Annotated in this window: 25 protein-coding genes and 1 pseudogene; 9 read left to right on the forward strand and 17 right to left on the reverse strand. The window is 67.0% G+C overall.

What is annotated here, in order from left to right; translation table 11 throughout:
• Position 1: 1 nt before the first annotated feature.
• A complete protein-coding gene (locus QJ852_19305; protein WGX95297.1) occupies positions 2 to 382 on the reverse strand; it encodes a hypothetical protein in 381 nt (126 codons plus the stop codon).
• Positions 383 to 465: 83 nt separating this feature from the next.
• Here QJ852_19305 and QJ852_19310 point away from each other — a divergent pair, with 83 nt between their 5' ends.
• The 5 genes from QJ852_19310 to QJ852_19330 all read left to right on the forward strand — a co-directional run bounded on the left by QJ852_19310 (position 466) and on the right by QJ852_19330 (position 4,154).
• Positions 466 to 1,437: a mechanosensitive ion channel family protein gene (locus QJ852_19310; GenBank protein ID WGX95298.1), complete on the forward strand. Its 972-nt coding sequence runs from the start codon at positions 466 to 468 to the stop codon at positions 1,435 to 1,437.
• A 19-nt stretch (positions 1,438 to 1,456) separates the two neighbouring features.
• Entirely contained in the window at positions 1,457 to 1,840 is a 384-nt protein-coding gene (locus QJ852_19315) for a globin (protein WGX99481.1), read from the forward strand.
• Positions 1,841 to 1,961: 121 nt separating this feature from the next.
• Positions 1,962 to 2,684, forward strand: a complete 723-nt coding sequence (locus tag QJ852_19320) for a hypothetical protein (protein WGX95299.1) — start codon at positions 1,962 to 1,964, stop codon at positions 2,682 to 2,684.
• A 90-nt stretch (positions 2,685 to 2,774) separates the two neighbouring features.
• Positions 2,775 to 3,347: a sigma-70 family RNA polymerase sigma factor gene (locus QJ852_19325; protein WGX95300.1), complete on the forward strand. Its 573-nt coding sequence runs from the start codon at positions 2,775 to 2,777 to the stop codon at positions 3,345 to 3,347.
• A 21-nt stretch (positions 3,348 to 3,368) separates the two neighbouring features.
• Complete coding sequence (locus tag QJ852_19330) at positions 3,369 to 4,154, forward strand: enoyl-CoA hydratase-related protein (protein WGX95301.1); 786 nt, start codon at positions 3,369 to 3,371, stop codon at positions 4,152 to 4,154.
• 17 nt (positions 4,155 to 4,171) lie between these two features.
• On the opposite strand, the gene QJ852_19335 is transcribed toward QJ852_19330, so the two are convergent.
• Entirely contained in the window at positions 4,172 to 5,068 is an 897-nt protein-coding gene (locus QJ852_19335) for a thioesterase family protein (protein ID WGX95302.1), read from the reverse strand.
• A gap of 56 nt (positions 5,069 to 5,124) precedes the next feature.
• Here QJ852_19335 and QJ852_19340 point away from each other — a divergent pair, with 56 nt between their 5' ends.
• On the forward strand, positions 5,125 to 6,339 hold the full coding sequence (locus QJ852_19340) for an acetyl-CoA C-acetyltransferase (protein WGX95303.1): 1,215 nt from the start codon (positions 5,125 to 5,127) through the stop codon (positions 6,337 to 6,339).
• 310 nt (positions 6,340 to 6,649) lie between these two features.
• On the opposite strand, the gene QJ852_19345 is transcribed toward QJ852_19340, so the two are convergent.
• The 12 genes from QJ852_19345 to QJ852_19400 all read right to left on the reverse strand — a co-directional run bounded on the left by QJ852_19345 (position 6,650) and on the right by QJ852_19400 (position 19,365).
• Positions 6,650 to 7,801, reverse strand: a complete 1,152-nt coding sequence (locus tag QJ852_19345) for a Gfo/Idh/MocA family oxidoreductase (protein ID WGX95304.1) — start codon at positions 7,799 to 7,801, stop codon at positions 6,650 to 6,652.
• On the reverse strand, positions 7,798 to 8,583 hold the full coding sequence (locus QJ852_19350; protein ID WGX95305.1) for an aldolase/citrate lyase family protein: 786 nt from the start codon (positions 8,581 to 8,583) through the stop codon (positions 7,798 to 7,800). Before QJ852_19350 ends, QJ852_19345 begins: the two co-directional genes overlap by 4 nt.
• Positions 8,580 to 9,350: an aldolase/citrate lyase family protein gene (locus QJ852_19355; GenBank protein WGX95306.1), complete on the reverse strand. Its 771-nt coding sequence runs from the start codon at positions 9,348 to 9,350 to the stop codon at positions 8,580 to 8,582. Before QJ852_19355 ends, QJ852_19350 begins: the two co-directional genes overlap by 4 nt.
• Before the next feature lie 482 nt (positions 9,351 to 9,832).
• Positions 9,833 to 11,047: a cytochrome P450 gene (locus QJ852_19360; protein WGX95307.1), complete on the reverse strand. Its 1,215-nt coding sequence runs from the start codon at positions 11,045 to 11,047 to the stop codon at positions 9,833 to 9,835.
• A 154-nt stretch (positions 11,048 to 11,201) separates the two neighbouring features.
• Entirely contained in the window at positions 11,202 to 12,335 is a 1,134-nt protein-coding gene (locus tag QJ852_19365) for an ABC transporter substrate-binding protein (protein ID WGX95308.1), read from the reverse strand.
• A gap of 657 nt (positions 12,336 to 12,992) precedes the next feature.
• Positions 12,993 to 13,148, reverse strand: coding sequence for a hypothetical protein (locus tag QJ852_19370; GenBank protein ID WGX95309.1), 156 nt, complete (start codon positions 13,146 to 13,148; stop codon positions 12,993 to 12,995).
• Positions 13,141 to 14,349 carry an FAD-dependent oxidoreductase gene (locus QJ852_19375; GenBank protein WGX95310.1) on the reverse strand — a complete coding sequence of 403 codons (1,209 nt, stop codon included), beginning with the start codon at positions 14,347 to 14,349 and terminating at the stop codon, positions 13,141 to 13,143. Before QJ852_19375 ends, QJ852_19370 begins: the two co-directional genes overlap by 8 nt.
• The gene (locus QJ852_19380) at positions 14,349 to 14,540 is read right to left on the reverse strand and encodes a ferredoxin (protein ID WGX95311.1); all 192 of its coding nucleotides are present in this window, start codon (positions 14,538 to 14,540) and stop codon (positions 14,349 to 14,351) included. Before QJ852_19380 ends, QJ852_19375 begins: the two co-directional genes overlap by 1 nt.
• Positions 14,541 to 14,612: 72 nt before the next feature.
• Positions 14,613 to 15,827 carry a cytochrome P450 gene (locus QJ852_19385; GenBank protein ID WGX95312.1) on the reverse strand — a complete coding sequence of 405 codons (1,215 nt, stop codon included), beginning with the start codon at positions 15,825 to 15,827 and terminating at the stop codon, positions 14,613 to 14,615.
• A gap of 118 nt (positions 15,828 to 15,945) precedes the next feature.
• Complete coding sequence (locus QJ852_19390; GenBank protein WGX95313.1) at positions 15,946 to 17,127, reverse strand: MFS transporter; 1,182 nt, start codon at positions 17,125 to 17,127, stop codon at positions 15,946 to 15,948.
• A 122-nt stretch (positions 17,128 to 17,249) separates the two neighbouring features.
• Complete coding sequence (locus QJ852_19395) at positions 17,250 to 18,086, reverse strand: SDR family NAD(P)-dependent oxidoreductase (GenBank protein WGX95314.1); 837 nt, start codon at positions 18,084 to 18,086, stop codon at positions 17,250 to 17,252.
• 73 nt (positions 18,087 to 18,159) lie between these two features.
• On the reverse strand, positions 18,160 to 19,365 hold the full coding sequence (locus QJ852_19400; GenBank protein ID WGX95315.1) for a 2,6-dihydroxypyridine 3-hydroxylase: 1,206 nt from the start codon (positions 19,363 to 19,365) through the stop codon (positions 18,160 to 18,162).
• A 68-nt stretch (positions 19,366 to 19,433) separates the two neighbouring features.
• On the opposite strand from QJ852_19400, the gene QJ852_19405 reads away from it, so the two are divergent.
• From QJ852_19405 to QJ852_19415, 3 genes are read left to right on the forward strand one after another with little or no spacing between them, the layout of a single operon-like run.
• A complete protein-coding gene (locus tag QJ852_19405; protein ID WGX95316.1) occupies positions 19,434 to 21,269 on the forward strand; it encodes a helix-turn-helix domain-containing protein in 1,836 nt (611 codons plus the stop codon).
• Positions 21,226 to 22,152: an aldolase/citrate lyase family protein gene (locus QJ852_19410; GenBank protein WGX95317.1), complete on the forward strand. Its 927-nt coding sequence runs from the start codon at positions 21,226 to 21,228 to the stop codon at positions 22,150 to 22,152. The genes QJ852_19405 and QJ852_19410 overlap by 44 nt, the downstream gene beginning before the upstream one ends.
• Positions 22,149 to 23,234, forward strand: coding sequence for an aldo/keto reductase (locus QJ852_19415; GenBank protein ID WGX95318.1), 1,086 nt, complete (start codon positions 22,149 to 22,151; stop codon positions 23,232 to 23,234). The genes QJ852_19410 and QJ852_19415 overlap by 4 nt, the downstream gene beginning before the upstream one ends.
• A 95-nt stretch (positions 23,235 to 23,329) precedes the next feature.
• On the opposite strand, the pseudogene QJ852_19420 reads toward QJ852_19415, so the two are convergent.
• The 3 genes and pseudogenes from QJ852_19420 to QJ852_19430 form a co-directional block, all read right to left on the reverse strand.
• Positions 23,330 to 23,814: pseudogene (locus tag QJ852_19420) on the reverse strand (transposase).
• Between the two features lie 173 nt (positions 23,815 to 23,987).
• Entirely contained in the window at positions 23,988 to 24,644 is a 657-nt protein-coding gene (locus QJ852_19425) for an ABC transporter ATP-binding protein (protein ID WGX95319.1), read from the reverse strand.
• A 43-nt stretch (positions 24,645 to 24,687) separates the two neighbouring features.
• The gene (locus QJ852_19430; protein ID WGX95320.1) at positions 24,688 to 26,427 is read right to left on the reverse strand and encodes a branched-chain amino acid ABC transporter ATP-binding protein/permease; all 1,740 of its coding nucleotides are present in this window, start codon (positions 26,425 to 26,427) and stop codon (positions 24,688 to 24,690) included.

Raw genomic sequence — 26,427 nt, forward strand, 5'->3', positions numbered from 1 at the left:
ACTACCAGCTGCCGCCGGCGCCGCCGGCCTTGGAGTCCTCGGAGTCGGGGGCGGCCAGCTCACCGGCCGCCTTGCGCGGACCGCCGAGCCACTGGCTCTCGGGCTCGAGCGCCGTGATGCCGAGGTTCTCGCCGCGGGCCAGCGCCGGGGCGACGTAGAGCAGGGTGATGACGATGAACACCAGCAGCGGGACACCACCGAGGTAGAGCCAGGCGTTCAGGACGTCGATGTCCGGCTTGGGCTCCCAGCTGGCCGCACCGTTGCCCGGGCGCGGCTCGGGGGTGTCGGCGACGGCGGAGCCCGCTCCGGCGACGACGAGCAGGGCGCTCACCCCGACGAGGGAGCACACGGCGATCAGGCGGCGTACGGCAGTGCTGGTCACGAGGAGGATGCTATCGGCTCCCGATCCCGCGTGGCCCGGTGGTGTCCCCGGCGCTCGTCAGGCGGCTTTGGGACACTGGGCGGATGGAGAGCCCCTGCGCCGATGGAGAGACCGTCTGCGACCTGACCTGGGACGTGACCGGGAACCGCCGCCTGTCCGAGTGGTCCGACGTCCTGATCGGGACACCGCTCGCCATCGTCGGCCTGATCCTGCTCGGCCTGGTCATCCGCTGGCTGCTGCACCGGGTCGTCGACCGGGTCGCCCGGCGGGCCGAGCGGGGTGTGCTGCCCGAGCGGGTGGAGAGCGCGGTCGCCGCCCGGCGCAAGCAGCGGGCGGCGACCATGAGCGGTGTCCTGAAGAGCATCATCACGTTCGTCATCGTCGCGATCGTCGGCACCATGGTGCTCAGCGAGGTCGGGGTCGACATCGCCCCGATCATCGCCAGCGCGGGCATCATCGGCATCGCGCTCGGCTTCGGCGCGCAGTCGCTGGTCAAGGACTTCCTGGCGGGCATCTTCATCTTCATCGAGGACCAGTACGGCGTCGGCGACGTGGTCGACGTGGGCGACGCCAACGGCACCGTCGAGCTGGTCACGCTGCGGATGACCCGGCTGCGCGACATCAACGGCACGGTCTGGTACGTCCCCAACGGCGAGATCGTCCGGGTCGGCAACAAGAGCCAGAACTGGTCGCGCGCGGTCGTCGACGTCGGCGTCGGGTACGCCGAGGACCTGGCCCGGGTGCAGCGTGTGCTGCGGGAGGTCGCCCACGACCTGTGGGAGGACGACGAGTTCCGTCAGGTGATCATCGAGGAGCCGGAGGTGACCGGTGTCGAGATGCTCGCCCCCGACTCGGTGACCCTGCGGGTGATGGTCAAGACCGCTCCGCTCGAGCAGTGGGCCGTGGCCCGGGCCCTGCGGCAGCGGATCAAGGCGCGCTTCGACCACGAGGGCATCGAGATCCCCTTCGCGCAGCGGGTCGTGTGGCACCGCGAGGACCGCCGGCACCTCGGCGAGCAGGACCCCGCTGCCACCGCCGCGGAGCGCGAGGGATGATGGCCGGGTGAGCACCCCCATGAGCGAGGAGACGAGCTTCTACGAGGAGATCGGCGGGTTCGAGACCTTCCGGCGGATCGTGGCGAGGTTCTACGAGGGCGTGGCCGCCGACGAGGTGCTCCGCCCGATGTACCCCGAGGAGGACCTCGGCCCGGCCAAGGAGCGGTTCCTGCTCTTCCTCGTGCAGTACTGGGGCGGCCCGACCACCTACTCCGCGACCCGCGGGCACCCGCGGCTGCGGATGCGCCACGCCCCCTTCGCGGTGAACGCCGACGCGCGGGACCGCTGGCTGACGCACTTCCGCGCCGGACTCGACAGCGTCGACCTCACCCCGGAGCAGGACGCCCGCTTCTGGGAGTACGTCACCCACGCCGCCACCTTCATGGTGAACACCCCCGGCTGAGATTTTCCCGCGCGGATGTAACACCCCGCCGTCGCGGCGACATGTTCCGGTTGAGAGCGGTCCCCTGTCCGGGAGCGGACCGTCCTCGCCGCCGCATCCCCCCGCACCAGCAGAGCAGGCCATGACCCAGCAGCGCCCGACCGAGCGCCTCCGCGTCGACGTACCGACGCTGGAGCCGGACCCGGCGTTCCTCGGCATGCTCACTCATCTCAGTGCGGGCTCGCAGGCGGCCAGTCCCCGATCGACCCGGTCGGCCGGACTCCGTGTGGTCGTCGCGACCGGCTTCGTCGCCGTCATCGCGACCGCCACCTGGGCAGCGGGCATTCCCACCGGCGGCGGGAGCCCACACTCCCCCGCCGACAGCCCGTCCCGGATCGGACCGGCCGGTACGCCGGGTCCCGGCGACGTCGGAACCCCACACTCCGACGTAGCCACGCCCGGCAGCCCCTTGTCCCCGGGGCTGTCGGGCACCTCCACGTCCTCCCCGCCCGAGCACGCCACCGATCCGGACGGCGCCGGCGGGGAGAAGGGCCCGGGCAGCCAGGGCGGCCCCGGCGGCTCGAACGGCCAGGACGGCCAGGGTCAGGGCCAGGGCGGCGGCCAGGGCAAGGGGCAGGGCAACGGGCCGCGCTCCTCCGACGGCGCCCCGGGCAAGGGCAAGGCCAAGGGCCACGACAAGGACAAGTCGCGCGGCAAGGCGAAGGGCCACGACCGCGACCCCGGGGAAGGTGTCCGGCAGGACGGTCCGCCCGGGTCGAACGGCTCGGGAGACCAGGACGGCGACGACGGCACCGGGCCGTCGGGCGACCAGGACCAGGGCGACCAGCAGCGTCCGACGCACTGACCGACGGCAAATGTCCCGCTTCCGGCTCGCAGGCGGGACAATGGGACGCGTGGCCCGGGCAGAGGTCCGGACCACGCCAGGACAACAGAGGTGGGGACACGTCCGGTGCGGGCCGACGACGAGCTCGTCACTGCCGCGAAGCGCGGTGACGCCACCGCGTGGCGCGAGCTCTATCGCGCCCACGCCGGCCGGCTGCTGCTGTGGCTGGAGGCACGCGCCACCCCCGGCGGGGAGGCCCCGGACGACCTCGCGGCCGCGGCCTGGCTGGTCGCCGCCGAACGGATCGCCGACTTCACCGGGAGCTCGTCGGACTTCGGCGGGTGGCTGTTCGGCATCGCCCGCAAGCATGCCGCGAACGCGTCCCGGCGCACGGCCACCCGGATCAAGGGGCTCGACACCCTGGCCGCCGACGCCGAGCGGACGGTCGCGGATCCCGAGACCGGCCTGCTGTCCGACGAGTGGATCCGGCACGCCCTGGCGGCGCTGCCGCCGCGGGAGCGCGACGTCGTGGCCTGCACCGAGGTGCTCGACCTCGACGTCGGCCAGACGGCCGCGGCCCTCGGCATGACGGCGGTCGCCGTCCGGGTCGCCCGCCACCGCGGCCTCAAACGGCTGCGGGCCCGGCTCGGCGACCCGCCTCCGGCCTCCCCGGGCACCGAATAGAACAGGTTCTATCCTGGGCGCATGACGTTGCAGGTGTCCGACGAGCACCGGGTCCGCACCCTGACCCTCGACCGCCCCGAGGCGCTGAACGCCTTCAACGAGGAGCTGTACGACGCCACGGCGGAGGCACTTCTCGCCGCGGCCGCCGATCCCGAGGTCGCCGTCGTACTCCTGACCGGAGCCGGCCGCGCCTTCAGCGCCGGCACCGACCTGCTGGAGATGCACCAGCTGGCGACGAACCCCGACTTCCCCCGGGGCGCACACGGCTTCATCGGCCTCGTCGATGCGCTGGTGGACTTCCCGAAGCCGCTCGTCGTGGCCGTCAACGGGCTCGGCCTGGGCATCGGGGCGACGATCCTCGGGTTCGCCGACCTCGGCTTCATGGCGGACGACTCCCGGCTCAAGTGCCCGTTCACCTCACTCGGGGTCGCGCCCGAGGCCGCGTCGTCGTACCTGTTCCCAGCGCTGGTCGGCCGCCAGAACGCGGCCTGGACGCTGCTGTCCTCGTCCTGGATCAGTGCGACCGAGGCCCGGGAGATGGGACTGGTCAAACAGGTGTGCGCACCCGCGGACCTGATGCCGACGGCGCGCCGGCACGCCGAGGTGCTCGCCGCCAAGCCGATCTCGTCGCTCGTCGCGGTCAAGCGGACCATGACCGAGCCGCACCGCGCCGCGATCCGGGCCGCCCGCGACCGCGAGAACGCCGCCTTCGCCGAGCTGATGGGCGGACCGGCCAACCTCGAGGCGCTGGCCGCGTTCGCCGAGGGGCGCGAGCCCGACTTCACCCGGCTGCCGCCGGGCTGGTGACGCCGCCTGGGCCAGGCTCAGCCCACGACCATGTCGCCGAGGGCGTCGACGAGCGCCTCCCGGAAGCCCGGCGGGGGCGTCACCGAGCGCTGGGTCTCGACGTCGAAGAAGACGAGGGTCACCGTCGAGCGGGCCAGCACCGTGCCCTCGGCGGCGGCGCCGGTGCCGTCGGTGATCTCCGAGTCGATGACCATCGACCGGGTGCCGATCCGCGGGATCACCGACCAGGCGTCGTACGACTGGGGCCGCAGGGTGATCGGGGCGACGTACTCGACATCGGCCTGGGCGATCACGCTCGCGATCCGGGGGAAGTCGCGCAGCCCCTGCCGCAGTCGGCCGAGGGAGGCGATCCGGGCTTCCTGGAAGTACTCGAAGTACTTGACGTTGTTGACGTGGCGGTAGACGTCGAGGTCGGAGAAGCGGACCTGCACCGGATAGTGCGCCGCCCGGTCGCGCGGCACGGTCACCAGCACCGGGCGCGAGCGCCGGTCCCCGAGCTCGGCGTACGGCGCGAGGGCGTTGCGCTCCTGGTCGTCGAGGCGGCGCGGCAGCCCGGTCTCCAGGACGAAGGGCGCCAGCACGGTGCGCGCGCGCAGGTAGACCGTGCGGGTGCCGTCGGGCTGCTCCTCGAACACCTCGTGGTCGAGGGTGAAGCTGGCGGCGCGGATCTCGCTCACCCAGGACTCGATGGACACCGACTGGAAATGGAAGCGCAGCGGCGCCCGGAAGGTGACCTCGTGGCGGCGTACGACGTAGGCGACGTTGTGGTGGTGTTCGACCCCCGCGGCCGTCCGGCAGGCGTGAAGGAGCGCGCCCCGCGCCTCTTGGAGGTAGTCGACGTACTTCACGTTGTTGACGTGGTTCAGCTGGTCGATGTCACCCCAGCGCAGGGGGCAGTCGTAGCGATGCCGCACGCGGCGCAGACTACGCTGTGCGCGTTCCGCACCTCATCCCGCATCAAGGAGTCTCCATGCCCGAGGCCGTGATCGTTTCCGCCGCTCGTACGCCGATCGGACGGGCCAACAAGGGATCGCTCAAGGACTTCCGTCCCGACGACCTGACGGCGCTCATCGCCCAGGCCGCGCTGGACAAGATCCCCGCGCTCGACCCCAACGACGTCGACGACCTCCTCCTCGGCTGCGGCCTGCCCGGCGGCGAGGCCGGCAACAACATGGCTCGCGTCGTCACCACGCTGATGGGCTACGAGATCCCCGGAGCCACCATCACCCGCTACTGCTCCTCCTCGGTGCAGACCTCGCGGATGGCCTTCCACGCGATCAAGGCCGGCGAGGGCGACGTGTTCATCTCGGCCGGCGTCGAGACCGTCTCGCGCTTCCAGTTCGGGACCTCCGACCACATCCCCAACACCAAGAACCCCCTCTTCGTCGACGCCCAGCAGCGCACCGAGGAGTACGCCCAGGGCGGCAAGGACTGGCACGATCCGCGCGAGGACGGCGCCCTCCCCGACATCTACATCGCGATGGGCCAGACCGCCGAGAACGTCGCGCGCCTGCGCGGCCTCAAGCGCGAGGACCTCGACCACTTCGCGGTCCGCTCGCAGAACCTCGCCGAGAAGGCCATCGCCGACGGCTTCTGGGAGCGCGAGATCACTCCCGTCACCCTCGCCGACGGCACCGTCGTGACGCAGGACGACGGCCCGCGCGCCGGCGTCACCTATGACGCGATCTCGCAGCTGCAGCCGGTCTTCCGCCCCGACGGCGTCGTCACCGCCGGCAACTGCTGCCCGCTCAACGACGGCGCCGCCGCCGTCGTCATCATGTCCGACACCAAGGCCGCCGAGCTGGGCCTGACTCCCCTCGCCCGGATCGTGTCCACCGGCGTCTCCGGCCTCTCCCCCGAGATCATGGGTCTGGGCCCGGTCGAAGCGACCCGGAACGCGCTGAAGTACGCCGGCATGACCATCGACGACATCGATCTCGCCGAGATCAACGAGGCCTTCGCCGCCCAGGTGCTGCCGTCCGCCGAGGACCTCGGCATCCCGATCGAGAAGCTGAACGTCAACGGCGGCGCCATCGCCGTCGGGCACCCGTTCGGCATGACCGGCGCCCGCCTGCAGAACACGATGCTCAACTCCCTGCAGTGGCACGACAAGTCCACGGGCCTGATCACCATGTGCGTGGGTGGCGGCCAGGGCATGGCGATGATCGTGGAGCGCCTCAGCTGATCTGGTCCCCATCGACCCGGCGCATCTGAACGCGCCTGGACCGCCGACCCGGCGCATCTGAACGCGCCTGGACCACCGACCCGGCGCGTTTGAACGCGCCGGGTCGGCCGCCGGGGGCGGTTGCGTGGGAGCGGCCGCGGGGGCCGGTACCCGGATCGGACCATCACCCAGTACCTGCCGACCTGGTCCGAGACGGCCCCGTCCCAGCCGACCCCGATGCTGGGGCGGCGACGGCGGCGACCCCGCCGAAGCGCTTCCCGAGGTCCTTCCAGCGCGAGCGACACCCACAGATCCCTGGTCAGTCGTGAGGTCACGCAGGTGACGGCCGCCCGACCACGGCGGCGTCGGCGCGGAACAGAGCGGCAGCTGGGTTCTCGATCCAGTCGCCCGTTCCGCCGCTTGCGTAACTGGACATCACGAGACCTTGGGTCGCGAGGTTGCCGGTCACCGACGAAGCCGGCTCGGTGCGCCCGATGACTGCATCTGCGAAGTCTTGGTGGCTTCGCGCAAACGCACTGTCGCGAGTGTCCGCCGGAAAGGAGAAGCGCTCCACCTGACCATCAGCCGGATGCCATTCGACCCATTTGCCCGCGTACACCGTCAGCAACCCATTACTCGCGCGGATGATGAGCGATTCGCCGTCGATGTTGTCCGGGGTCTCGGGCCCGGGCACACTCCAGTCCAGGAGCACTTCGGCGTCGAAGTCGTACTTCAGCTCGATGAACGCCGAGTCGTCGCCGATGAGAGCGGGGTTCGACCGTCCTAGGGAAGCCCTGAGTCCCGCAGGCTCGCCGAACCACTCCCGCAGCATGTCCAAGACGTGAACGCCGTACTCGAGAACGATAAGGCGCTCCATCTGCGAGAACCTGGGCATCAGCGCATCACGATTCGCGGCGCTCGGTCTGTCAGGAACCGCGTCGAAGCGATCCTCGGCACGTCGGGGCAGAAGCAGATTGGAATGTCCGGTGAACTTGACGAACTCGATGTCTCCGAGCACGTCGTTCCGCAGCATCTTCCACACATGCTCGTACGCGGGGATCCACTTCCACATCTCGTTGATGGCGAAGACGATTCCCGTGGCGGCAACGATCTCTGCGATCCTCAGCGAGTCCGCTGTCGTGGTGGCCAAGGGTTTCTGGCAGAGAACATGCACTCCCCGCGCGCCGGCTTTCTCAACCACCTCGAGGTGGTACTCGGGCGGCACACACACATCCACGAAGTCCAGATCGTCGCCCAGCGTACTGAGCATATCGTCGACGGAGGTGAATACGTGGCGGACGCCGGCGGATTCCGCAGCCTTGGCAGCCTTGTCGACGTCGGTGTCGCACACCGCGACGAGTTGCGCGTTGGTGGCACTTGCCCACGCGCGGATGTGCCGCGGGGAGATATAGCCGCATCCGATGAGCGCGCCGCACACGTTCCCCTGTCCCGCAGGCGCATCAGGGCCGCTGGCCGTACTCATGGCTCCAGGTGACCTTCCAGGTCGTCGGCAAGGCTCCGCACAGATTTCATCCCGTTGATCAGGAACAGCGAGTCCAGGCTGACGAACAACAGCTGACAACCGCGGGACGCATACGTCGCCGTGGCTTCGGGCGACCATGCCTGCGCCGCCATCGCCAACCCGGCTCCCACCGTGGCGTCGATGACGCGATCGACATGCGCGCTCACCTCAGGGTGCGTCGGTCCGATCTGCGCGCGGCCGAGCTCGACCGCCAGATCCCACGTGCCCACCATGACACCGTCGATCCCTGGAACTTTGACGATCTCTTCGATGTTGTCGACGCCCTCCGTGTCCTCCACCATGATGAAGACGAGGGAGTCCTCCGCATCGGCGTAGTAGTCCGGCCAGTCTCGGGTTCCGTAGCCCGCTCCCCTGACGACCGGCGCCGCGCCCCGGAGTCCGACCGGTGCGTAGCGCGCCGCCTCGACCACCGAGCGCGCTTCGGCCGCTGACCGAACGTGGGGTACGAAGATGCCATTGGTTCCTGTGTTGAGCGCCCGGTTGATCGCTCCCGGGATGTTCTCCACCACACGAACGCAACTCGAGATTCCGGCCGCCTGGGTCGCCCTGACGAGATGGTCGATTCCCGCTCCATAGTTGTCGCCGGCCACCTCCTCACAATCCAGCACGAGCATGTCGAAACCAGCGGCACCCACGAGGTCGGCCCAGACCGGCTCGACGAGCATGCCGTAGCAGGAATAGACGACCTCTCCGGCTGCCAACTTCTCACGCAGGCGATTCATGCGCCCACTCCTCCTTTCAACGTCGCCAGGGCATCCGTCATCGCACGAAGCGCAACACTGGTGTCGCTCTCCACGATGATGAGATTGCAGCCCGCAGATTTCCATTCGCGGGCATCGGCCTCGCACTGGACGATCGCACCGCATGTCATGCCCGAAGAGCCCGCCAGGCTCGCAACTCGGCCCGCATGGATCAATTCGCCCACCGCTCCCGACGCCTTGCCCTTCTCCCGAGCGAGTGTGGCGATGTCCAAGACGACACCATCGATGCCAGACACCGAGAGAATTTCCTCGGCATTGGTCGTGGCGGTTTCGCTGCCCAGCAGACACAGAACCATACGACGATCCGTGGATTCGGCCTTGTACGCATTCCAGTCGCGCACGCCGTACCCCGCGGCGCGGACGACCGGTGCCGCACCGCGCTTGCCGACAGCCGGGTAGCGCGACGCGTCCGCCGCCGCCTGCGCATCGGCCGCCGTCGTGACGCGCGGGACGATCACACCCGACACGCCGTCATTGAGAGTCCTGTTGATGCATCCCGGAGTCGCTTCGGGCAGACGCGCGAAAACCGGTGTCCCCGTTATGTCAGCGGCCCGAACCATGCTGGCCATCTCGTGTGAGTATGGGCTCACCGGTCCGTGTTCCGCATCGATGACGAGTGCCCGGAATCCGAGACTCGCCGCGATCTCCACCGAGATCGGGCTGCCAGAAGTTATCGACAACGCACACGTGATCTGTTTGCCGGTTATGTCTTCGAGACGAACTGTCATGTCCTCAATCCTCGTCGGTCAATGACTCGCAATCATTCGCTCCACGTCCGCGCGAACCGCTCGGCGGCGTCGGGTGCTCCTCAAGTCCGACAGCGTGATCGCGCACCACGGGCCCGAGGTGCGCGAGGGTGGTCCGACCCAGCGCCAACGCCATCGCGAAGTGCCGATCGAACATTCGGTCGACACGATGACTCATGATCAACCGCAATGATGCGTCGTACGAGGACCGGCGCTCTATGTGCTCGACAACAATATTGGGACCGGACATTCATCGTGGCCACAACGGCACTGACATCAGTCCTTCACCGTATAAGCGTCTGCTAACACGTGGTCACGAGGCACATCGTAACCATGATCAGACAGAGTGTGCTGGCGCGCAGCCACATACAAGCACTCCAGGTCCTCGCCCGCTGCAATACCTCCACACGCAGGACATTCAATCTCGTACACCAGCACCTCTATTCGATCGCCGCGGCCGGGTCTCAGTTGCGCGCAGAAGGCGATGAGAGCCCGATCTCGATCGGTCCGCGGATCATCGGTCCCAACCCGAAATCGACCTTGCTGACCTCCCAGTCCGGGATCGTGTCGAGCAACGTGTTCAGAACAGTTGCCACTTCGAGTCGTGCAAGGTTCAGGCCCATGCAGGTGTGGGGGCCGGTGCCGAATCCGAGATGTGCTCGAGTCGGCCGATGAATGTCGAGGACCTGAGGATTCTCCCACCGCTCCGGATCGCGGTTGGCCGCTGCCTGCATCGCCATGAGGGACGTACCGGCCGGGAGCTCCACGCCTCCGATCTCGGCGTCCTGCTTCAGGAAGCGAACGCTCCAGTTCTTGACGCTCGTCCACCGGTGGATCTCCTCGATCGCCTGGGGCATGAGGCTCCGGTCCCGGCGAAGCTCCTCTCGCTGCTTCGGATGCTTGGCCAGAGCGATCAGGCTCAGGCCCATCAGCTTGGATGTGGTCTCGTTGCCGGCGAAGACGAGCTGCGTACTGGCAGAGACCATCTCCGACTCCGCGATGGGCACGTCGGTGTGAACGAGGCGACTGACGAGGTCCTCACCACGGTGCAGCTTGCGGTCCTCGATGATCGTGCTGACGAAGTCGTTCATCTGGCCGGTCGCTGCGACGCCGTTGGCGACGAGTTCCCGTCCTCGCGGAGAAGGGTCGTCGCGACCTTCCATGATGCCACCCATGGTGTCCGTCCACTCGATGAACTCAGCGACCCGTTCCGAGGGGAGGTCCATCATGTGCGCGATGACGATCGTCGGGATATTGCGCGTGAATCCGGCCACTGCGTCGACGACTTCGCCGGCACGAGCACGTTCGATCGTCTCCGCAGTCGCCTTCCGCACGATATCGGCGATGACCTCGACGTGGTCGAGGATGCTCTTGCGGCGGAGGTCGCGCGCCCAGATGCTCTTGAACTCGTTGTGCTTCTGACCCTCCATGCCCGCAAAGGGCGGACCACCGAAGAGCATACCGATATTCTCTACATCGGCCCTGAACAGATCGCCTTGACCCATGGCACGGGCGCAATCCCGGTATCCGGTCAGGAGGTAGTGCCCCATACCCTCGTGCCGGACGATCCGGCCAGCCGATCGGATCTTCTCCAGGGTCGGGTACGGGTCGTTCACGAAGTCGCGACTGAAGAGGTCGAAGTCGACAGTAGGGACGTCATTCAAAACAAGATTGCTCACAGATACGGCTTTCTGTCTCGGTTGCGTAGTTGCACACGGACACCAGGCCCTGAGGTGGCCCAGGCCGTGACACCTCGTGGCGCATGGCCCACCACAGCGACCGCACACGCGGGCCGCGAACAGTCGTGGCCGTAGCGAGGACTCATGTCCGATCTCACCTATGGACGGGGACGGGAGACCCGTCCTCGGAGAACTCGACCGCGCCGCCCTCGAAACTGACGGTGTTGTTGTCACGCAGCTTCCAGTTCGGGTAGATGCTGTTGTCGACGAGAATCGCACTGCCGGCCACTTCGGGCATGTACTTCTCGAGCGAGGCGCCCGTGAGATCATCGCCGTTCTGTTGGGCCAGGTCAGCGGCTGCAGCGATCACCCATGCGGTCTGATATCCGTTCGCGGCGAATGCCGTGGGGGTCTCACCATACTTCTTTGTGAATGCCTTCTCGAAATCTCCATCAGGATTGGGCGCCCAATAGACCGCGTACTGCGCACCCACGGCCGCCGGACCGGCCGTCTCGAAGACTTGCCGCTGCCAAGACGTGGCGCCCGCATACTGCGTGTCGTCGAATCCACCGGCCCGATCCATCTGGATCATCATGTTGCCAGCGGTTTCCGACAGAGTGGAGAACATGACAACATCTGGATTGCGGGCCCTCATCTTCGTGATGACGGGAGCGAAGTCGGAGTCCCCAGCAGCGATGGTGATTTCGTCAACGACCTGACCTCCGGCGTCCGTGTAGCCGTCCTTGAAGGACGCTGCCAAGGATGCGAAGGCAGGATTGTCGCCGTCGACGACGACGACGGCCCTTCTCATTTCCGGACTCGTTCCGATGAGCCGTCCGAAGTTCTTGTCCGGTGTGCTGCCGTCGTTGGTCGTGAACACACCAGGGACCTTCTCGGCGCTCTCGCTACCAACGGTCGAGCTCATCAACATGGCACCGTCCCTCTTCAGGAAAGGTCCGAGTGCCATGCGGATCGGTGTCGAACTGGGGCTGACAAGTAGCGTGATGTCGTCTTGGACGAACTGGTTGTACTGGGTAACGGCGGAGGAAACCTCCGAGCCGACGTCCTGGGTGTCGACGACAAGCTTGACATCCCCCAGTACACCACTGTCGTTCACCGCCGCGACTCCCATGTCGAGACCCTTCTGGAACGGCAGCCCGTAGGCTCCGGCATCTGTTCCGGTGAGGTGGGCGAGGTGGCCGATCTTCAACTCGCCCTCGTCACCCGCCGCTCCCCCACTGCATCCCGCAACCACCAGCGCCGCCACCCACAGCAGGCCGCCGGACATTGCACGCGTTCGTCTTGTATTCATCACGGGATCCCCTCGGGTCTGCATCACACTCCAAAGGTGTGATTCGTTTCATACGCGCCCATGCTGGGCGCGCGCGGGGCCAGAGGGTACGGCTGTCCCTACAAACTGTCGGAGCGTTGTTGTGGGGTGCCACAGAGATGCTCGCGGCCGACCAGCATCGGTCAGCGACGCCCGAAGAATGGGGCCGATCTCGCTCGGGGATTGACGCTGGACCTGAGTCGGGGCTCCCCCATCGCTCAGACCTGCTTCGTCGGTAGGAGACGACGGTGTGGCGGTGGCGCATGAGCTGATCCAGCATGCTGGCCGCGGCGGTGTGCCTCGGCCGCAGCTGGCCCCAGGGGTCGACGTTCGTAGGCCGCGGCCACGAAACCGCAACGCACTGCGCGCCGGCGTCGTCAGCGTGGTGAGTCCGAGCTCGTCAACGACGATCAGCTCGTTGCGCAGCGAAGGCCTCGACGATCTTCCTCTTGAGGCTGTCTGCCCGCCTCGCTCGTCGGTCTCGACCAGGTCAGCGGCGGCACCGCTCCCCGGTGACCGGCCCCGATCGCAGCACCAGCACCTGCAGCCGCCGTCGTCGGGGTGCGTGATAGTCGGTGCCAGGTCGATTTGACGTCCGGCACGCCAGCGCCGTCGTCAGTCGCCGGTCAGCCGTGCGTCGTTGTCGACGTGCTCACGCGGTACGTCGTAGGCATGCTCGTCCAAGGTGTGCGCACGCGCTTCGAGGTAGAGTTCGTCGCGGTCCTCGCCCGCTGAGACTGCGCCGCAGGCGGGGCAGGTCACCTCATACACCTGCCTTGCTCCTGTCCGCTTGCTCGAGCAGCAGTTGACGTCGGTACTTCTGGATCTCCCTCGGCGCATTCCATCCGAGCACGGCGGCCAACCGATCGTCACGCTGGAAGAGCGTGATGGTGGACTCCCTCGCACTGTCGATCTCGATCAGCGTCTCGGTCAGGTCGGCGGAGTAGGTTCCTGCAAGCTGGATGCGGGCATCGAAGTGATCAGTCCAGAAGAACGGCACCGGCCGGTACGCCTCTCGACGCACCCCCAAGATCCCCTTCGCCACGACATCGGCCTGCTCGATGGCGTTGGTCCGATGTTCCAGTCGGATATGGGCTTGATGCCGGTCGTCCCACCAGCGCGCAATGTCGCCGACAGCCCACACGTGCGGCGCAGCTCGACACATCGCATCGCACCTGACGCCGCTACTGATGTCCAGGCCGCTACCGGCCAGCCAGTCGGTCTGCGGAACCGAACCCGCCGCCACGAGCACGTCCTCTGCGGTGACCGTCGAATGGTCCGTCAGCTCCAGCGTCCAGACTCCCTGCTCGTCCCTGGACGAGCCGGCCACCGAGACTCCGAGACGGAAATCGGTTCCACGAGAGCGGTGCAGGTCGACCAGTCGCGCGGACGCCGTCCGGCCCAGCCGGTCGGACAAGGGGAGGGTACTCGGCTCGACGACCACGACGTCCACGCCCAACTCCAGCGCGGTCGCCGCGGTCTCCAAGCCCAGGAACCCTCCTCCGACCACTGCCAACCGCGTCCCCGGCCGCAACCGCGCGCGCAGCGCCGTGGCATCCGAAACTGTCCGAAGCACGTGCGGCCGGCCGGCTGACAGCGCGTCCAGCATCCGCGGGCGCACGCCGGTGGCGATGACAGCTGCGTCGAACGGATGGGTGCGCCCCGCGTCGTCGGTGATCGTCCGGCGACCGGAGTCCAGGCCGACGGCCCTGGTCCCCAGGAGCAATCGAGCATCGAGGCTCTCGAGCTGATCGGGGCTCATCAACCTGAGCTTGTCCTCGGCCCACTGTCCTGCGAGGAACTGCTTGGACAGCGGTGGACGGTCGTACGGGACCACCTCGTCGCCGATGATGGTCAGGCGGCCGGCGTAGCCCAGCCTGCGCAGCTTCGACGCCGTCGCCGTCCCGGCTGCCGAGGCACCGACGATGACGACGGCCTCCGGCTCAGCAGAGACCGTCCCCATCGAGCTCATTACGCACTGACCTTGATGACCGCCGATGGGCAGCCTTCAGCGGCATCCTCGACCGCCGCCGCCCGCTCGTCGGGCGGGGTGCTGTCGAGGAGCACCACGATGCCTTCTTCGTCCTGGTCGAAGACCTCGGGGCACTCAAGGACGCACACACCGCATGCGGTGCACTTCTCCAGCTCAACGGAGACCAACATGACTCAAACCCACTTACACTTGGAAGATTGACAGAATGACTGTTCGAGTTCGCTCACTGCATCCGCGAAGAGTCAGCGGCCGGCGAAGACATCCATCTTCACGGGGCCACGAATCATCGCGTTCAGTCCGTAGTCGACCTCGCTCAGCTCCCAGTCGGGAACCTCGTCCAGGAAGCGATTGAGGACCGTCTCGATCTCGAATCGGGCAAGATTGTTGCCCAGGCAGACGTGCGAGCCGATGCCGAATCCGAGGTGGGCCTGGACCGGTCGGTGAATGTCGAATACGTCGGGGTTCTCCCAGCGCTCGGGATCGCGATTTCCGAGCCCCTGCAGGGCCATGACCGACGCGCCCGCCGGCACGACATGGCCCGCCAGCTCGACGTCCTCGTCCCGGACGAAGCGCATGTTCCACATCTTGACGCTGTTGTAGCGATGCACTTCTTCGATGGCCTGGGCGATCAGCGTGCGATCCTCGCGCAGTTGGGCCCGCTGCTCAGGGTGCTGGGCGAGGACCGCGAGACAGCTGCCCATGAGCTTCGAGGTGGTCTCGTTGCCGGCGAAGATCAGCTGGGTGTTCCAGGAGATCAGCTCGGCCTCGGTCATCGGCACGTCGGACTCGACCATCTTGCTCACCAGGTCGGTCTGGCCGGGCTCCCTGCGCCGCTCCTCGATGATCGTCGCGACGAAGGCATTCATGAGCTCGGTGCTCTCGATCCCCACTTCGACGAGCCGCCTTCCTCGAGGCGTGGGGTCGTCGCGCCCCTCCATGATGCCGGTCATGTTGTCGGTCCATCGAATGAACTCAGCGAAGTTCTCCGTCGGAATCCCCATCAGGGTGGCAATCACGAGTGTGGGGATCGGACGCGTCACAGCCGGGACGATGTCGACGACCTCGCCGTCGCGCATCCGGTCGATGGCGTCGCGGGTCGTCTCCGCGACGATTCCGGCGATCATGCCCGAGATCTCGTCGATGTTCTTGCGTCGGAAATCGCGGGCCCAGATGCCTCGCACGTCCGCGTGACGCTTGCCCTCCAGGGCGGTGAAGGGCGGGCCGCCGAACAGCGTGCCGATCTGCTTGTGGTCCGACGTGAACAGCCGCCCCTGCCCCATCGCCCGAGCGCAGTCGCGGTAGCTGGTGATGAGGTAGTGGCCCAGCTTCGCGTGCCGCACGATGGGACCAGCCGCCCGGACAGCCTCGAGAGCCGGGTACGGGTCGTTCACAAAGTCCGGATCATAGAAGTCGAGATCGACAGTTGGGACGGGGCTCTCGATCAATGTGTTCGACACTTTGTTCAACCTTTCATCGTTCTCGCATGTCATCCCTGCTGAGCCGATAAGGAGAGGGACCGTGCCGTTGGCACACCTTCGGCATACGCGTCGAGGCTAGGCACGATGCGCCTGAACTTCATTGCCTGTGGCCCCAATTCGACATGTCTTCGTTGTGTGCGTGCACACCTCTCGGATACACCGTCAGGGCGTCCTGTGCGTCGCTCACCCGGGGGACCCATGCCGAGACGCTGAGCGCCAGCGCCCCGAAAAGGGCGAGAGTTCCGCAGACGGCCGCGACCAGTCCGGTCTGGTTGCCCACCACGCCCACAGCTGTGACCACGGCCGCGGCGATCGAGTAGCAGGCTGCCGCGTACAACGAGGCGAGTGCCCCCTGTCGGGCGGCTCTCGAGCCCTTGGTCAAGACGACGAGAGCGGTCCGGTAGCCGGTGCCCACCCCTGCCCCGAGAGCAACGAACCCGATAATCGAGAGAACGTCCGACCGGAACCAGGCGCCGACGAGAATGACCACGATTCCGCCGGCCGTGGCCAGCATCCCGCTCGAACGCGGCGCGAGTCGCAGTACCGCGGGGGCTCCGAGCTGGACGGCGGCGGTGGCGCAGGGCAGGACCACCGGGCCGATCGCCCGAGCAACCTGCATGTCGAGCTCGTCGAACAACGTGGCGCTGAAGACACCAGCGAGGCTGACACAGGTCCAGACGATGATGCCCGGGACGAACAAGCGCAGGGTGGCACAACCGGCTCGCGCGGACGGTGCGGAAGCAGGGGTCGCCGCCAAGGCGGAGCGGTTGTCCTCGCGTCGAAGACCGAGGACGACGGTCAGTCCCACGATCAGCAGTACGGCGACGCCGCTGTGGCCGAAGAACACCGCGCGAGGTGCTGCACCGACCGACAGGAGACTGACGAGCAACTGGGAGCCGGCGGCCCCGGCAATGGCACCGGCGGTGTTGCCCGTTGCTGTGATGGCTCGACCCTTGGCTCCGACCGCGGCAACCATGAGGGCGGATGCTGCCCCGGTGCCGAGGCCTCCCGCAGCGCCGCCGATGACCCGGCCGACGAGGATCGACCACTCCTGGGCATCGGCCAGGAGAAGGTCTGACCCGACGATCAGGAACAAGCTGGTCAGCAACACCGCACCGGCACGACGGACAGCTTGCGGGCGGGCCATGGCGAACAGCGTGACGACGAGCGCCGCGACGTACAGCGTGAAGGTCATCGAGATGACGAGGGGGGTGAGACCGAGTGCCTCGCGATAGGTCGGCAACAGCGGGTTCACGGCATTGGAGGCGGCCACAAGCATGGCGAAGGAAGTCGCGACGAGTACCGCTTGGGCCCGCGCCGCCCACGCCTCGCCGGGCCCCCAACGGCGTTGGCACCGCATCAAGGTCCTCACGGAGGCGTGCCGGGTCTCCGGGCTTTCCGTCACGTCACGCTGGCTGCATCCAGGTCCCGGTGGGCCTCGTCGCCGGACTGGATCGCGCCGGGTGCGTCCTTCGAGGTGACATTGAAGGTCGTCGACGTGAGCCCGCCGTCGACCGGCAGGTCGATGCCAGTGACGAATGCGCTGCGGTCCGATCCCAGCCAAGCCACCGCGTGGCCGATGTCGTGCGGCTGGCCGATGTGACCGAGTGGAAGGTTCGCCAGATATGCGTTCCAGTCAAGGTCCTTGAAGTCGGGGTTCGCCTTGCTCATCGGTGTCTCGATCGGTCCCGGACACACCGAGTTCACGCGGATACCGAGCGTCCCCAACTCGACGGCCGCGGCCTTGGTCAGGCCCCGGACGCCGAACTTCGAGGCGCAGTACCCGGCGAAGGAGTGGCCGCCGGCAAGCCCTCGGACCGATGAGATGTTGATGATCGATCCCGGCCGGGGCTCCGGCTCGGCTTGATTCATCCGCACGAACATCTGGATGCCGAGCAACGGACCGATGACGTTCACCTCGTTCATCCGTCGCAGTGCATCAGCCGAGATGGAGTCGACGGCGCCCAGAACCAGCAGGCCCGCGTTGTTGACGAGCACATCGGGGCTGCCGATGTGAGAGCCCAACCATTCCTCGAGTTCCCGCCACGATGCCGCATCAGTGACGTCCAGGCGGCGCGGCGTGACGTCGGGCCCGATGGACCCGGCGGTCGCCACCGCATCGTCCAGAGAGAGGTCGGTGAGAATGACACGGGCACCCATCGAATGACAGGTCCTCGCGACGCCCTCTCCGAGGCCACGCGCAGCGCCGGTCACGACAACGACTTTGTTCTTCAGCACGGTTTGCTCAACTTCCTTTGATGAGGTGCTCCGGGCACCGACGGTGCCCAGAGAGTTGTCGGGGTGGGAGCGCTCAGCGCCCCGGTCCATACAGGCCGAACTCCGATGCGGGGTCGCGCGTGGGCCACGTGCGTGCTGCCTGAGCCGACTCGCCAAGAGCCTTGGAACGCTTGATCAGCTGCTGCCCGAGCTCGAGTTGATCCGGTTCCCACCGGCTCAGGGCGGCAGGCACGTTGTCATCGCTCTCGCGCAGCGCCACGGCCAGCATCCGACCGTTCTCCGCCGCCTTGGCGGTGCCGGCCGCGGCGTGGGGGCGAGCGACGCTCGCTGCGTCGCCGATCAGCGCGATCCGGCCGAAAGCCATGTGATCCGTGAACTGGTCGAAGACGGTCTGCAGGAACGGCTTCGGCGTGGAGGCGACCAGGTTGGCGAGATCCGGTCCGAGTTCCACGGCCGAAGCGCGCATCTCAGCGAGTGCGCTTGGCTGCGGATCGCGAAGGGACACGTCACGGCGTACGCCGCCAGCGTCGGTCATCAGCTCATCGAGCTCGCTGCCGACCTCCACGTTGCGGTACCAGACGAAGTTGAGCATCACCTGACGCGCGTCGCCACTCTTGGGAATCGGATACGCCACGATGTGCCCGTCGCTGCTGCTGCCGAACGAGATCGCTTGGCTGAGCCTCGAGGCCACCCTCGGGTCGAGCAGGGACGGATCCACGATCCCTCGCCATCCGACGTATCCCGAGTACTCCCGAGTGGTCTCCGCCTTCAGGAGGCGCCGTGCGGCCGACGCGATGCCGTCGGCGGCCACGACGAGGTCCGCTCGAGTCGTGTGGCCTGACGCGAAGCTGACACTGACCGAGTCGGGTCCGGGGTCGAATCCGACGAGCTCGTGACCAAGGTGGTATCGGTCGTGACCGACCGAGGCGAGGAGTGAGCGGTAGAGCGCCGTCCAACTCGTCGTCAGATAGCCGCGGGACGGTTCGGCGACCGACGCACCGTCGGGACCGTAAGTGCGGATCGCGGTCGCGCGACAACAGATCGACGACGCGGGGACACCCTCGACATCGGTCAGGAACCGCAGGGTCGCCGGGTGAGCGATGATCCCCGCCCCCGCGCCGTCGAGCAGCTCGGCGGACCGTTCGTACACATGCACGTCCCAGCCGTCGCTGCGCAGCAGGGCTGCGGCATGGAGACCGGCCAGTGAGCCACCCACGACCACGGCGCGTCGGCCAGCGCCTGGGTCTCGATGAGATTTCTCGATCACATACCGGAGCATCCAGCGGTCGAGCCGCCATTCCGATGTGTGCCCACACAAAGTCGATGCTTCTTAGTGGGTGCCCCCACATGGTGGTCGGCAACGCAATGGATGAAGATGCTGAGCAACCACATCAGCGGTTTCGCGTCTGTCCAGAGAGGAAGGCCATGGATCCGACCGGTTTGCCGACGGGTTCGCCGTACCTGGCAGGGGGTTCGTCCTACCGGCAGTGGATCGAGGCACTGGCGAACATCACCCGAGCCGTCAACGACGACCGCAGCGAGCGGGACGTGGGCGATCTCATCGCGAGGACGTGCACACAACTGGTCGGCGTGGACCGCGCCGTGGTCCTTGTCGCGGACCACGACCGCAACACCCTTCGAGCGGTCGGCGGCGCGGGGCTGTCACCTGACTTCCTCGAGCAGGTCAACGGTGGCCCGGGGATCCAGATCTTTCCCGAAGACTCTGGTTTCGACGTAGCGCCGTCGAGCAGGGTCTTCCGCGAGCGTCGCGCCATCTCGCTGCCAGACGTGCGGACGTCGAACAGTTTCGCGCCATGGCGAGAGTGGGCCGAGTCGGAGGGCTTCAACGCGATGTTCGCCGTGCCACTCGTGACAGGCAACGAAGCGCTGGGCACCATCGCCTTCTACAACGACGCAGTCGGTCATCTCACCAGTCCTCAACGCGAGCTGAGCGAGCTCATCGCCGACCACGCCGCCCTGGCACTGCAGTCGTTCCAGCTGCGTCGCGGCCAGGCACAGAGCATCGAGGAGCTCAGCCGCACCTTGGCCATGCTCAGCAGACGACAGGAGCTCCACACCACACTCATCGAGCTCGCGCTGCAGGGCGGGACGGTCAGCGACATCGTTGCGGCCGTGCAAGCTGAGCTCGGGTTTCCTATCAGCCTCTCCGAGGAGACCGAGCCGAGCGCGAACACCGTGAGGCTTCCCCTCGACGGCACGCAGGTCTCCTCCCTCTATGTGGAGCACCCCTTGGACGAAGAGTCCCGGGTGGCGCTCGAGTCCGCCGGACTGGTGGTCGCCCTGGAGATCCAACGTGCCCAGTCCCTCGAGGAAGCGAACGACCGGCACATGTCGGACCTCCTGAACGAGATCCTCACGACCGATCGCGTCACAGACCTTGAGGGGCTCGCCGATCGGGCGCTTCGATTCGGGTACCGGCTCGACGTCCCCAGCCGCCTGGTCGTGCTGCGAGCCGACGACCCCACACCGACCTCATCTCGACGGATCGCGCAGATCGCGCGATCCATAGCCCCCGAGGCACGACCCCAGATGATCGCTTCCTACGGGACCGACACCACGGTCGTTCTCGTCCCGGAGTCACCTGACCACGCTGGTCTACCGGAGACCCTGTACTCGGTGCTCAGACGGAAGTTCGGCAGCTCATCGGTGTCCGCGGTGGTGGGACCGGTATGCAAAGGCCCTGCACAGCTGGCGTCGAGCTTCCGCACCCTCAAGTCAGCCTTGAGGATCCGGCAAGCGCGGGAACTCTACGGAACCATGGCCTATCTCGGCGATCTGGGGACCCTGCAGGTGCTGCTGCCAGGAGTCTCGGACGAAGCCATCGAGTTCAGCCGGCGCTTGCTGCTGCCACTGCAGGAGCAGGGCCATCGCGCATCCGACGCACTGATCCCGACCTTGCGCTGCTACCTGGCGAACGGCCGAAGCACCTCTCGAGCAGCGAAGGTGCTCGAGGTCCACCCCAACACCGTGAACAACAGGTTGGAGCGCATCGCGCAGCTGACCAACGGGGCCTTGGACGACACCGACCACCTCCTGGATCTCCGGTTGGCCTTGCTCATCCAAGAGGTCCTGACCTGCGCGTCCACCAACCCCACGCCCCACATCGAGAAGGACCAGCATGAGACAAGCATCGACAGACCGTCCCGGAAGCGGCCTGCCTGACCCATCTGGTCGCCTCGCAGCCAATCCGTTCAGGTCGTTGCTGAACTCCGGCGAGACCGGATTCGGAACCTTCGGGATGCTGGACAGCTCCATGAGCGCGATGCTGCTCGCGCGCCTGGGCTACCAGTTCCTGGTTCTCGACGTCCAGCACTCGCCCTTCGACCTTCGTCAGATCCAGTCGACTGTCGCGGCCTGCGTCGACACGCCGTGCAGCCCCCTGGCTCGGGTACTACCCGACCGCCCCGACCAGATCGGCTGGGTTCTCGATCTCGGCGTCGACGGCGTGGTCGTCCCCCTGGTGAACTCGCCGGAGGCGGCTGCGCAGGCGGTGTCGGCATGCCGCTATCCCCCCACGGGGCGTCGCAGCATGGGAGCGGTCCGGAACATCCTGGTGCGCGGTGAGGCCTATCCCGACGGCGCCGACGACGATGTGGCGTGCGTGGTCCAGATCGAGCACATCGACGCGATCACCAACATCGACGCGATCCTCGACGTGGAAGGGATCGACGCGATCATGCCTGGCCACATCGACCTCGCACGCTCCATGGGTCACCGCCTCAGCTACGGTCCCTCGGTCTCCAACGCGGTCCCCCAGGATGTCATCGACGCCCTCCGCGTCGTCGAGGACGCCGGCCGGAAGCGCTCGATTCCAGTCATCCCCGTCACGGGAGGCGCCGCCGAGGTGGGTTCTGCCCTCGCGTCCGGCCACCGTGTCATCTGCTGCAACACCGACTTCCATGCACTCAAGAACGCGGCTGCGGAGCAGCTCGCCCAGTGCTGGAGTGCGACAGCTTCCCACCGAGCCCGCCTCGCCGGATCAACCGGCGCGGCATCGGCCGACTTCGACATGACAACTCCTCAAGAGACGAGTAGCCACCCATGAGAATGAACTACCTGGGCGCTTCGGGACTGCAGGTCTCCTCCTTGGCCCTCGGGACCATGACGTTCGGCGGGACCGATGACTACTTCGGAAAGCTCGGTACGCTGCAGGTCGACGAGGCGACACGACTGGTTCGCCTTGCCCTCGACGCCGGGGTCAACCTGTTCGACACAGCGGACTTCTACTCGTCAGGCGCGTCGGAGGAGATCCTGGGCAAGGCGCTGGGAGCTCGCCGCGACGAGGCCATCGTCTCGACCAAGCTGAGGTACCCGATGGGCGACGGCCCCAATGACGGCGGACTCTCGCGTCATCACGTCATGCGTGCCTGCGAGGCAAGCCTGAAGAGGTTGGACGTCGAGCACATCGACCTGCTCCACCTGCATCAGATCGACCTGTCGACCCCTCTGGAGGAGACCATCAGGGCGTTGGACGACCTCGTGCGAAGCGGCAAGGTTCGCTACCTGGGAGTCTCGAACTTCCCGGCCTGGATGGTGACCAAGGCATCCAGCATCTCGGACGCCCGCGGATGGGAACGGTTCGTGTGCAACCAGGTCCACTACTCACTGCTGTGCCGTGACATCGAGTTCGAGCTGGTGCCGAGCGCTCTCGACGCCGGCGTGGGGCACGTGGTGTGGAGTCCGTTGTCGGGCGGCCTGCTGTCCGGCAAGTTCGGCCGCGGCAAGGCGGTGCCCGAGGACTCGAGGCGGTCCCGTGGCTTCGGCGACACCGTCCCTGTGGACGATGACCGCAACTTCGCGGTCCTCGACGTCGCTTCCGCCATCGCCGAGGAACGAGGGTGCTCGGTAGCGCAGGTGGCGATCAACTGGCTGATCGCCCGCCCCTCCGTGAGCAGCGTGGTTTTGGGCGCTCGCACCGAGAAGCAGCTGATCGACAACCTGGGCGCAGCGCAGTGGGAGATGACCGCCTCCGAGGCAGCGAGACTCGACGAAGTCACCAGTCCGCCGGTCCCTTATCCGTATTGGCACAACCGCATCCACAGCGCTGACAGGCAGGTCGGCGAGAACCGCCGCGTCGTTCGAGGGGCGGACAGCCCTGGGCGTGCCGCCCAGCGCAGGAGCTCCTGACAGAGCCCCCGCGGGCCGGTGGGCGTTGAGGTGATCCTCGGTGCCTCCACGTCGCTGCTCTCGATGGCGTCGACCGAGTCAGTCCCCACAGTGACGTAGAGCTCGGCCATGGATCCTTCGGTCAGGTAGCGGCGCTCGCCGGCGACCCATTCGTCGTGCAGGTCGATCAAACACCCCGCCCTACCAGTCGATCACGCTTGCGGGTCGGGGAAGATCCCGATCATGCGGGCTCGGCGCTTGATCTCCTTGTCGACCCGCTCGAGCGGGCTGGGCGAAGATCATCCGGAAGGTCGACGTCACCAGCTCGGCCTGGCCCTTGGGGCACGTGGGCGAGCAGGCTGCGTGCGAACCAACGTGGGTAGGCCCGACATCTCTGGCGGGCAACACCCTGGAATGCCCGGGACAGGGCCTTCACCAGGCCGGCGTGCTGGTCGCTGATGGCCAGTTGCACGCCGGCCAGGCCAAGGATCTCCCGTTCTCCGCGGGTGGTCACGCCGGTCGCGACCACGACGGCCATGGACACGACCTGGCCGCCTTTGCCGGGCTGGTTGGGCACCTGGAGGTAGGTCGCATCGAGGTGGGCGCCACCACGCGAGACGGAGGATCTGCATCTGCCCCGGCCAGGGGAAAGTGAGAAGCGCCCGTCCCAGCGGGGCTGGGCGGGCGCCTCTTCATCTCACCGGGGTTGGGGACGCACGGTCAGCCCGGCATGCCCAGGTTGATCCCTGGGTCGTCCCATGCGTCTGCTCGACATCAACCCTGGAGGTAGGCCACTGCGACCTTGTCCCCGTCGAGCTCAGCTGCCGCGCCGTGATACACCACCCCGCCGCGAGACAGCACATAGGCACGGTCGGAGACCGACAGGGCCAGCGCGGCACTCTGTTCGGCCAGCAAGACGGCACACTCGCCGAGAATCCCGTCCCGGGCGCGGAGAATGTCGTAGATCTCCTTGATCATGATCGGCGCGAGCCCCATGGAGGGCTCGTCCAGGAGCAGGAGATCGGGCTTGGCCATCAGTCCACGACCGATGGCAAGCATCTGTTGTTCGCCCCCGCTCAGCAGGCCGGCCGCCTGCTTGCCCCGCTCACGAAGTCGCGGAAAGTAGGTGTAGATCTCGTCGAGCATCCCCTGGGTACTGCCACGATCGACTCGATGTGAAGCCTTCGCTGCCATCACGAGGTTGTCCAGGACCGAGAGCGTCGGAATGACCCGCCTGCCCTCCATGACATGCGCGACACCCCGCCGGGCCACTTGATAGCGCGGACCCTTGCGCAGATCCATGTCACGGAAGCGGACCTGCCCCTCGACGTGACCGGCCTCACCGCTGATCGCTCGCAGCAACGACGACTTCCCGGCACCGTTGGCTCCGAGGATCGCCACGACCTCACCACGGTTGACGGTCAGGTTCACAGCCTCGACGGCACATACCTGCCCGTAGCGGACCGACAAGTTCTCAAGCGTGAGCAACGTCGCCGATGTAGGCATCGATGACCTCCTTCGAGCTGGTGACTTCCTCGGGATCGCCGACGGCGATGACCTTGCCGAAGTTGAGCACCACGATTCGATCGCAGTGCCGGACCATCGAGCTGACATCGTGCTCGACGATGACCACGCTGACTCCCTCCGCGCGCAGGCTCTCCACGACAGCGAAGATGTCGTCCCTCTCGGCGGGCGACATGCCGGCTGTGGGCTCATCGAGCAGCAGCAGCTTGGGCTGGGCGACGAGCGCCCGTGCAATCTCGACCTTCCGCTTCAGGCCGTAGGGGAGGGCCGCCACGTCGAGCGAGGCAATGTGCGAGATGCCGACTCTGGACATGGCCAGGCTGACCGCCTCGTCGGACCCGACGAGATGGCGGCCCTCGCTCGACCAGCTCGTCAGCCCCAGCCGGTGCGCCAACGGATCGTGCGCTGAATCCAAGTAGGCGCCGACGCGGACGTTCTCCGCCACCGAGCACCCGTCCAGCAGCCGGATGTTCTGGAAGGTCCTGGAGAGTCCCCTTCGCATCAGCTTCTCGGGACGCCCCCATAGATGATCGACGGCCGTTCCGGCCAACTTCCCGCGACCTGAGTCGGGCACGTAGACGCCAGACAGAAGATTGAGGACCGTCGTCTTCCCCGACCCGTTCGGACCGATGATGCCGAGAACCTCGCCCTCGTACACCTCCAGATCCACGTTCTGCACCGCCTTGACCCCGCCGAAGTTCTTCGCCAGGTCCTCGACGGCCAGGATGGGCAGACTCGTATACCGGGCCGGCTCCCTCGAAGCAACTGGTGCCACCGCGACATCCGAGACCGCCCTGTCGTGGTCGAACACCGACGTCGAGGCCGGTGGTGGAAGCAGCTTGACCCGTCGTAGGACCTTGACGATCGAGTCCTTGACCAGGAGGAGCGCCCCGGCGGGCGCGAACGCCACGATGAGGACGATCAACGCTCCGTTGACCATGTGTCGATAGGCCTGGAACTCCCGCAGGACCTCGGCGAGCCCGAAGATCAACGCACCGCCGACGAGGGGGCCCGCAACAACCGTCATGCCCCCCACGACGGTCGCGGCGAGGATGTCACTCAGCAGGTCGAAGGAGAAGGCCGAGGGCTCGACGAAGCCGGTCAGGTGAACCCTCATCCCGCCAGCGAGCCCGGCCAGCGCACCGGATCCGATGAAGAGCATCACCCGGTACCGACGAACGCTGATCCCCTGATGCGCAGCCATCAGTGGATCCTCGCGGATCGCCACCATGGCGCTGCCGTGGCGCGTGCGCCGAAGGAGAGCCAGCCCGACGAAGACGACGAGGACGATCAGCAGGATGTGCAGGTCGTTGAGCGACAGGTCGATGCCGACGAGACCGGTCGGACCGCCCGTCACCTCCAGATTGCGGATCGTCACCCGAACCATCTCACTGAAGCCGACCGTGGCGATCGCCAGATAGACGCCGTTCAATCGGAAGAGCGCCAACCCGAGCACAAGCCCGAAGAGTGCGCCGACGACGAGTGCCGAGGTCAGCGTGAGAGCGAGCGGAAGCTCCCACTTCTGTGACGCGAGCGCCGCCGTGTACGCGCCGATGGCCATGAACCCGATCTGCGGAACGGCGAAGAAGCCGGCGTTGAACAGCAAGTAGATGCTGGCGCCGACAAGGATGAGGATCAGCGAGTCCCTGATCAGGAAGTCGTATGCGCCAAAGGCGGACAGAAAGTACAC

The organism is Nocardioides sp. L-11A, from assembly GCA_029961745.1.
In the GTDB taxonomy this organism is placed as follows: domain Bacteria; phylum Actinomycetota; class Actinomycetes; order Propionibacteriales; family Nocardioidaceae; genus Nocardioides.